The organism is Burkholderia sp. Ac-20345, assembly GCF_017104825.1.
Lineage (GTDB): Bacteria > Pseudomonadota > Gammaproteobacteria > Burkholderiales > Burkholderiaceae > Burkholderia > Burkholderia lata_B.
This window is the reverse complement of sequence record NZ_JAAGPO010000326.1, coordinates 1-6,913: the sequence shown is the minus strand read 5'-3', so window position 1 is coordinate 6,913 and position 6,913 is coordinate 1. Positions and strand designations below refer to the sequence as shown.

The 6,913-nt window shown below is 67.5% G+C and carries 5 protein-coding genes; 4 read left to right on the top strand and 1 reads right to left on the bottom strand.

The features are described 5' to 3' along the window. Positions 1-190 (top strand): hydantoinase B/oxoprolinase family protein (locus G3O06_RS45645; RefSeq protein ID WP_205820010.1); only part of this gene is annotated, 190 nt, incomplete at its 5' end. A 564-nt stretch (positions 191-754) separates the two neighbouring features. Next, positions 755-2,758 carry a cyclic di-GMP phosphodiesterase gene (gene pdeR, locus G3O06_RS45640; RefSeq protein WP_174968101.1) on the top strand — a complete coding sequence of 668 codons (2,004 nt, stop codon included), beginning with the start codon at positions 755-757 and terminating at the stop codon, positions 2,756-2,758. A 48-nt stretch (positions 2,759-2,806) separates the two neighbouring features. On the opposite strand, the gene G3O06_RS45635 is transcribed toward pdeR, so the two are convergent. Then, complete coding sequence (locus tag G3O06_RS45635; protein WP_174968102.1) at positions 2,807-3,670, bottom strand: crotonase/enoyl-CoA hydratase family protein; 864 nt, start codon at positions 3,668-3,670, stop codon at positions 2,807-2,809. A gap of 582 nt (positions 3,671-4,252) precedes the next feature. Here G3O06_RS45635 and G3O06_RS45630 point away from each other — a divergent pair. Together G3O06_RS45630 and G3O06_RS45625 are read left to right on the top strand one after the other, a co-directional pair. After that, positions 4,253-4,975, top strand: coding sequence for a response regulator transcription factor (locus G3O06_RS45630; protein WP_205820009.1), 723 nt, complete (start codon positions 4,253-4,255; stop codon positions 4,973-4,975). 13 nt (positions 4,976-4,988) lie between these two features. Then, the coding region (locus tag G3O06_RS45625; protein ID WP_241020578.1) for a PAS-domain containing protein at positions 4,989-6,913 on the top strand (1,925 nt) is incomplete at its 3' end.

The window sequence follows — 6,913 nt, the reverse complement described above, 5'->3', positions numbered from 1 at the left end:
GTCGAACAACCGGATCCACGCGCCGTTCGGCGCGGCGGGCGGCGAGGCCGGCGCGCTCGGCCGCAACACGATCGAGCGCGCGGACGGTACGGTCGAGGCGCTCGACCATATCGGCCGCGCGCAGATGGCGCCGGGCGACGTGTTCGTCGTCGAAACCCCGGGCGGCGGCGGATACGGCGCGGCGGGCTGAGCCCTGCAACCGGCGCGGGCACCCCGCGCCGGCGCGCGAACGGCATTGCAACGGACTGTGGAATAAAGTCGCGCATTAACGCACGAAAAGAATCAAAAAAAGACGAAAAGTCGGGTCGCCGGCCTGCGGTCCGACCCTGCCGCGACGGTCCTGCCAGGTCGCGTGCCCGCGCGACCTGAATCACCCGAAAACGCCCGCCCGGCGGGGCTCTCGGCCTGTCTCGCCAGGGCCGTTGCGCAGTGCCGCACCCGTGAATGAGCAGGCTGCCAATCATGAAAAATCCGGCTTGCCAATCGAGTCCCAATTCCTTGACACTCTGCTCTAAATGTGAGTGCCAATCCTGATCGTCATTTGATAAGATGGCTCTCATCATTCGTTAGGCAGAACCTGCGCGCATGACGCGCGAACGCCGGTCGCATTAGCTGGAAACAAGTACGGGACGAGGCCCATCATCACGGCAATCACGATTGCCCTGCCGGGAGCGCGCGACGCGCGGCCTGGAGGGGCGGTCGGCCGGCTCGCCTCCGTCTACACTGTGCGTTTTTTCTGGATCGGGGCGTCTTCATGGATGACGAAAACGATAGCGCGGTGCTCGAGGCGCACGTCGGTACGCGCAGCCCCTGCTGGCGTCTCGGCAGCGACAGCAATGCCCTCGAACTGGCGGCCGTCCGCGGCCTGACCAACGTCGCCGTCGCGCTGACGGGCGAACAGGCCGCGTGCATCCGCGCGCTGACCGGCGTCACGTCGCACCTCGTGCTCGACATCACGCTGTTCGGCGAACCGGTCAAGCTCCACCTCGTCGGCAGGAAGGTCGACACGACCGACTGGGCCGGCACGGCTTGCGCCTATTCCGATGCCGAATCCGTTGCGGGCGATCTCTCGCACGGGCTCGCGTTCGCCGAGCAGGTCGTGTCCGAAGTGAATTCGCTCGTCGTGATCCTCGACCGCAACGGGAGGGTGCAGCGCTTCAACCGCCTGTGCGAGGAAGTGACGGGCAAGCGCGAGGTCGACGTGATCGGCCGCAGCGCGTTCGAGCTGTTCATGAGCCCGGAGCAGGGCGAGCAGTCGCGCACCAACATCACGGGCTTTTTCGCGAGCAACCACTCGTTCGCGGTCGAGCGCTACATCAACACGGTCAACGGGCCGCGCCTGTTCCAGTTCCGCAACAAGTTCGTGCAGAGCGGCAGCGGCGTCGAAGAGCAGTTCCTGATCTGCTCGGGCATCGACATCACCGAGGAGCGCAGCGCGCAGCAGCGGCTCATCGAGCTCGCAAACACCGACGTGCTCACCGGGCTGCCGAACCGCCATGCGATCAGCGAGCGCATCCACGCGGCGATCGCCGCGGAGACCGCCGCGTCGCGCGGGCAGGTCGGCATCCTGTTCCTCGATCTCGACAACTTCAAGCGCGTCAACGATCACTACGGGCACATCACCGGCGACCGGCTGCTGCAGGACGTGTCGAAGATCATCAGCGGCTGCCTGCCGTCCGGCGCGACGCTTGCGCGGCTCGGCGGCGACGAATTCCTCGTGCTGTTCGAGCATGGCACGCGGCCGCTGCTCGAAGCGACCGCGCAGATCATTCTCGAACGGCTGCGCACGCCGATCCATCTCGGGCTGATGGAGGTCTACACGAGCTGCTCGATCGGCATCGCGATGCATCCGCAGCACGGCGATTCGCTCGAGACGCTGATCCGCAGCGCGGATACCGCGATGTACGTCGCGAAGGAAGAGGGCAAGCATACGTACCGCGTGTTCTCGCTGGAGATGAACCAGAAGGTCGCGAAGTACATGTGGCTCGACACGAACCTGCGCAAGGCGCTCGAAGAAGAGCAGTTCGTGCTGCACTACCAGCCGGTCGTCGATATCGCGACCGGCGACGTGCACGGCGTCGAGGCGCTGATCCGCTGGCAGTCGCCCGACCGCGGGCTCGTCGCGCCGATCGAGTTCATCCGCTTCGCGGAGGAGTCGGGCCTGATCGCGCCGCTCGGTCGCTGGGTGATGCGCACCGCGGCCGCGCAGGCCGCCGCATGGAAGGCGAAGGGGCTCGGCATCCGGATCGCGGTGAACGTGTCCGCGCGGCAATTGCAGGACATGAACATCGTGCACCAGATGGCGTCGATCCTCGATGCCGCGGGGCTGAAGCCCGGCCTGCTCGACATCGAGCTGACCGAGAGCTGCTTCATCGAGGACGAGGATTCGGCCAACGGGCTGATGCGGCAGTTCCGCCATCTCGGCGCGGAGATCCATCTCGACGATTTCGGCACCGGCTATTCGTCGCTGTCGCAGTTGTCGCGCCTGCCGCTCGACGCGATCAAGCTCGACCGCAGCTTCATCACGGGCATCGACCGCAATCCGCGCTCGCAGGCGCTGGTGCGCTCGGTCGTGTCGCTCGCGAAGGCGCTGAATTTCGCGGTGATCGCCGAAGGCGTCGAAACGCATGCGGAAGCCGAATTCCTCAAGCAGCTCGACGTCGATCACGCGCAGGGCTACTACTACGCGCGCCCGATGCCGGCACAGGCATTCGAGGCGTGGCTCGCGGAGACGAGGAAGCTCAGGCTGATCGCCTGAGCTTCGTTCACGCACGGGCGCCGCCGGCAAGCGGCGGCGCCCGTCGCATTACACCGTGCGCAGCTTCGACACGCGCCGGTTCTGCAGCATCACGAGGCGTTCCATGTACGCGAGATCCTTCGGCTCGATCGTGAACGCCGCATGCACCCATGCTTCCGTAATGTCCATCAGCTCGGAGCGCGACAGCTGGAACACCCGCTCGCGCGCGCGCAGCATCGCACGCACGCCGTTCAGCTTCGGCTTCATCACGTCGATGAAGGTGCGCGTCGCGAGATACGCGTCACCGGCGTCGAACGTCTGGTCGACCAGGCCGCGATCCTCGTACCACTCGGCGGCGTGTGCTTCACCGGTCGAGATCAGTTGCTCCGCAATGCCCCGATCGGCCTTGCGCGCGACGAGCGAATAGCCGCCCATGCCCGGGAACAGGTTGAACGCGATCTCGGGGAACCCGAGCTTCACGCCCTTCTGCGCGAGCATGTAGTGATGCGCGAGCGCGGCCTCGAAACCGCCGCCGAGCGCGCTGCCCTCGACCATCGCGATCGAGATCGACCCGGTGCCGAAGCCCGTGTAGATCTCGTACACGCCGTCGATGCACGAGCGCGCATAGGCCATCAGCAGGTCACGCTTGCCGCTGCGGATCGCGTCGACGAAAAAGCTCAGGTCACCGCCGACGTTGAACAGCTCGGGGACGAGCGAGCCCGTCACCCAGAAGTCGAACGGCAGGCCCGAATCGCGTGCGACGCGCGCGAGATGGATGATGTCTGTAACGAGTTGCTGGTTGAAGCACGGCCGCGGCTCCGATCGCAGCATCATCCACATGACGTTACGTCCTTCTTCGTAAAAGGCAGTCAGTTGCGTGAGTTCGCCGGCTTCATAAAACGGGCGGCACGCGGGATGGGATTGGAGTTGCATGGTATGTCCTCGTGAGATGTGGTTTTCGAAGACCATCGCGCCCGGTGCCGAGCGGGAGGCGAGTGTCCTGCAGGGCGCCGGGCGCGAGGCATCGCCATTGTTGCGCGCGCACATTCGGCATATCTGTGGAATGGGTCACCGGAAAGCCGCGCCGGCCCATGCCCGGCGGCGGTCACGGACGAGCGGTCGAGGTGCGGGGGGAGGCCTGCCGGGCCGATATCGCGGCGTTCCGGACGTGACGACGGAATGCGGGCATGGCGCATGACGGCAAACCGGCGAACTGCGCGGCAATGCCGCGTGCGATGCCGGCAGTCGTAACCGCGAATTGGCAATGCGGGGAGCGCGTCGCGATCGCGCGCCGTGCAGGGTATTCACCGGTACCGACGGGTATCCGGCAAATTTTTTGCAGCGTTAGAATCGCGCGCCCGTTCATTTCTGCGCGCCCCGTTTCGCGCGCAGTGACGCGGCTCTCCTCCCCGGCGCGGATCCGACGGAACTTGCCAGAGTCGGTCGGCTTCAGCCAACATTCGCATCCGGCACGGCCGCGCGTTCCGAGCGCGGCCGGCATGGAGGAGAACACGCATGTCAGAGAAACATCGGGTCCTGGTGCTGGACGACGATCCGGAGGTGCGCGCCTGGCTGAGGGGCGTGCTGGAAGAGGCAGGGTTCGACGTATCGACGGCCGACAGTGCCGCGATGATGCAGCGGCAACTGGCCGCCGCGCCGCACGCGCTCGTCATCCTCGACCTGAAGCTGCGCGGCGAGGACGGCCTGACGGTGGCGCGCGAGCTGCGGCGCCGCTCCGACGTATCGATCATCATGATCAGCGGGCTGGGCGACGAGACGGATCGCGTGCTCGGCCTCGAAACCGCCGCGGACGACTTCATCACGAAGCCGGTGTCCGGGCGTGAGCTGATCGCGCGCGTGCGCGCGCAGCTGCGCCGCACGACCGAACTGTCGATGCCGCGTCCCGCATCGAACGGCGGCGGCCCGCGCTTCTGCTTCGACGGCTGGACGATGGACCTGGCCGCGCGCACGCTGACGCACAACGGCGGCCCGTGCGCGTTGACGCAGGGCGAGTTCGAGCTGCTCGCGGCGATGGTGCAGCAGCCGTCGCGGGTCTGGTCGCGCGACCAGTTGCTCGAACATACGCGCGGCTTCGGCATCGACGTGTACGACCGGACGATCGACGTGCTGATCCTGCGCCTGCGCCGCAAGATCGAGCCGAACCCCGAGCAGCCGACCTATATCCGCACGCAGCGTGGCATCGGCTACGTGTTCGCGGTGCCCGTCGTGCGCGTGTGACGCGATGCGCACGATGGTGAGGCTGTTGCCGCCCTGGAGTGTCCGGGCCAAGCTGATCGCGACGTTTCTGCTGCTGTTCGGCATCACGCTCGCGGTTGTGGTGGTCGGCGTGCTCGGCATGCGCGCGAACCAGAACGCGCTCGACGAATATGAGGCGAACGTCGTGCCGGAGATTGCCCGCGCGCTCGAGTTGTCGGACAAGGTCGCGCAGCTCGCCGCGGTCGCGCCGAGCATGATGCTGACGGATTCTCCGGACTTGCTGCACAACGACACCGAGCTGATGCGCGGCCTGCTCGGCGACATCCGGCGGCTGTCGCCGGGCTTCGGCAAGCAGCCGGGCCCCGCCGCGAAGGCGGGCGAGCAGCTCGCGGTGATCGACGATCTCGACGCGATCGACCAGGATCTCGCCCGGCTGCTGATCGTGTCGGGCAGGCAGCGGCAGCTCAAGGAGGAACTGAGCGCCCTGCGCCTCGCGAACGACCGCATCGGCGACAGCATCGCGCGCGACAAGAGCGTGATCGCGCAGCGCGCGCCGACGCTGCTCGAGATCTGGGCCCGCACGGCCGGTGCATTGCAGGCGGCCAACGCAGCGGAGCTCGGCAGCGCGGAAAGCGACAACGAGGCGCTGTGGCTGCGCGTGCGCGAACGCGCCGAAGACCGCCGCCAGCCGGCGCTTGCCGAGGCGCTGCAGCAACTCGACGGCGGCGCGCGCAGCGTGTTCGCGGTGCGCCGCGAGTTTCTGTCGAGCGAAGCGCAGACCGGTTATCTCGTCACGCTTCTGCGCGGCCACGCGGATCACCTGAGCGGCAAGTCGGCACGCTACGTCGAGCGGTTGCGGCAGATCGCCAGCGAGCGCAGCGACAAGGTGCGCAAGGTTGCGGTCTCCAGCCAGTCGGGCCTGCTGCTGCTGGCCGTCGCGGGCGTCGTGGTGGCGCTGCTCGGCGTCGCGTATGCGAGCCGCATCCTGCACAAGCTGCAGGCGATGACGCGCGTGATGGCGCGACTCGCGAAAGGGATCACGTCCGACCGGATGCCGTCGACGCACCGGCCGGACGAAATCGGCGAGCTGGCGCGCGCGTTCGAGGTGTTCCGCACCAACCTGATCGAGAAGGAGCAACTGACCCACGGGCTCGAGTCGCAGCGCCGCCTGCAGGAGTCGGTGCTCAACTCGATGAACGACGGGGTGTCCGTGCACGACACGCACGGCAGCCTGATCGCGTGGAATCCGACCTTCGCGACGCTGCTCGGGATCGACCCGGGCACGCTGCATGCGGGCTTGTCGCTCGCGATGCTGCGGCAGGCCATGCATCAGCCCGCGCGCTGGCGCCAGGTGTCGCGCGAAACCGCAACCCGCACATCGGACGGCGCGCGCATCGCCGCGTCGGCCGAACTGCACCTGCGCGACCAGCGGACCCTCGAATTCCACTGCCAGCCGCTTCCGGACGGCGGATGGGTGGCGGTCTGCCGCGATCTGACGAGCCGGCGCGCGGTCGAGGCGGAATTGCGCCAGGCGCAGAAGATGGACGTGCTCGGCCAGTTGACGGGCGGCGTCGCGCACGATTTCAACAACTTCCTCGTCGCGATCCTCGGCAACCTGGAACTGCTGCTGCCGCGGCTCGACGGCCAGCAGGACGCGCAGACGATGGCCGAGCGAGCGCGCCGTGCGGCCGAACGCGCGTCGCGGCTCACGCGGCGGCTGCTCGCGTTCGCGCGGCGCCAGCCGCTGCAGGCCGAGCGCGTGTCGGTCAGGGCGATGCTCGCGGAGATGCTCGATCTCGTTGAATACTCGGCGGGCCAGCGGGTGGCAGTCGTGCTGGAGCCGGACGCCGACGCGATGTGGGTGAACGTCGACCGCGGCCAGCTCGAGAACGCGGTGCTCAACCTGACGCTCAACAGCGCCGCCGCGATGCCGGACGGCGGGACGCTGAGCGTCAGGTA